At 64.6% G+C, this 1670-nt stretch carries 2 protein-coding genes; one reads left to right on the forward strand and one right to left on the reverse strand.

Annotation, left to right across the window (positions count from 1 at the left end):
* Window positions 1-241: 241 nt before the first annotated feature.
* Complete coding sequence (locus EN914_RS34645; RefSeq protein WP_024501633.1) at window positions 242-859, reverse strand: helix-turn-helix domain-containing protein; 618 nt, start codon at window positions 857-859, stop codon at window positions 242-244.
* 137 nt (window positions 860-996) lie between these two features.
* Here EN914_RS34645 and EN914_RS34650 point away from each other — a divergent pair.
* On the forward strand, window positions 997-1670 hold a 674-nt coding region (locus EN914_RS34650; protein ID WP_164779141.1), incomplete at its 3' end, for an FAD-binding oxidoreductase.

The raw sequence follows: 1670 nt of genomic DNA on the forward strand, positions 1-1670 counted from the left end.
AACCCCTCCCCGCAAGGGGGAGGGAGACTTCCGTTGGCGCCGACCTGCGCAAATCCCCTGTCTTTTCGGCGCCAAAGAAGAATTAGAGGCACGCGGCAGCGTTCCCTCCCCCTTGTGGGGAGGGTTAGGGTGGGGGTCCATCTTCGCAAGAATCCTTATGCGATGGCCCTGCCGTTCACGGGGAGAAGATGGCGGCGCCAGATGAGGGGGCGGCGTAATGTCGGGAAATTAGGGCCCGCCCCTACCCCTCCACCGTCTCCAGCACACTCAGCAGCGTGCCTTCCATGTCAGGCTCGTCGCCGGAGCAGACGCACAGCATCTCGGCGTCGCCCTCGCCCACCGAGAGATAGGCGTGGCCCATGGTGGAATCGATGTAGACGCTTTCGCCCTGTTTCAGCCGCACCGGCGCGTACTGGTCGGTGTGCAGTTCGATCTCGCCCTTGAGCACGATCAAAAACTCCTCGCCGGCATGCCTGGTCAGCGGACCGAATTCCTGCGGCGTGCGGGCGCGTGCATAGGCGTGGATCGGTACCATGCGCTTGCGCACCAGGTCTGTGGCCAAATAGCGGTAGTCGTAGTTGCGGGTCAGCTGGCGCAGCGTGTTGGACGGCGAGGTCACCGAACGACGGGTGCGCGCGGACGGCTGCTTGCGGTCGCCGCTGAGCAGTTCGGTGACATGGATGCCCAGCCCCTCGCAGATCTGCAGCAGCTTGTCGTAACTCAACGACATCTGGTCGTTCTCGACCTTGGACAGCGTCGACACTGCGACGCCGGTCAGCGTGCTGACCTCCTGCAAGGTCCAGCCATGCGTCTTCCTCAAGCCGCGCAGACAATCACCGAGGTTCGGTTGCTCCGACATCGTCAGCTCCGTTGCGCGGCCCATCGAGCCGCCAGTCTACCCTAGGTAGTCCAACTCTCTGCTGCTATCAACAACGCTAACAATTTTCTTATACGCTAAATATTGACTGGATAAGAAATTATTTCTACCCCTAGGAGATGCAGTCCAAGTCCCCCCAGAAAATCGTCGTCATCGGCGGCGGCATTGCCGGCCTTTCGCTGGCGGCGGCCGTGCAATCCTGGGCTGAGGTCACCGTGCTCGAGCGCGAGCCGCATCTCGGCTACCACGCCAGCGGCCGCTCGGCGGCGCTGTTTTCAGAAACCTATGGCAATGCGCTGGTGCGGGCGCTGTCGCTGGCCAGCCGGCAGGCGATCATAGATGGCGGATTCGCCGCCCACCGACGCGGCGCGCTGCATGTCGGCGGCGTCGAGGACAGTGCAGCCGTCGACCGCATGGCGGCCGAGATGCAGGCGCTCGTGCCGAGCGTACGGCGCCTGTCGGCTGCCGAAGTCACCGCGCTGGTGCCGGTCATCGCCACGGCAACCACTTGCGGCGGCGTCCATGAACCCGGCGCGCTCGATGTCGACACGGGAAAGATGCTTGCCGCTTCAGCCTCGGCGCTCAAGGCGGGCGGCGGCGTCATCCGCACCGGCGAGGAAGTGCTGGAGATTTCCCGCGTCCCAAACGGCTTCAGCGTCGCGACCAATGCCGGCGCCTACCAGGCCGATATCGTCGTCAACGCCACCGGCGCCTGGGTCGATGTCGTCGCCGGGCTGGCCGGTCTCTCCGGCCTTGGCTTCCGGCCCAAGCGCCGCACCGCCTTCCTGTTCGA

Source organism: Mesorhizobium sp. M7A.F.Ca.CA.001.08.2.1 (assembly GCF_003998455.1).
GTDB classification, from domain to species: Bacteria; Pseudomonadota; Alphaproteobacteria; order Rhizobiales; family Rhizobiaceae; genus Mesorhizobium; species Mesorhizobium ciceri.

Bases quoted from the DNA above. Each gene is read 5' to 3' on its own strand.
- EN914_RS34645 (WP_024501633.1), bottom strand. From the start codon at position 859: ATGTCGGAGCAACCGAACCTCGGTGATTGTCTGCGCGGCTTGAGGAAG.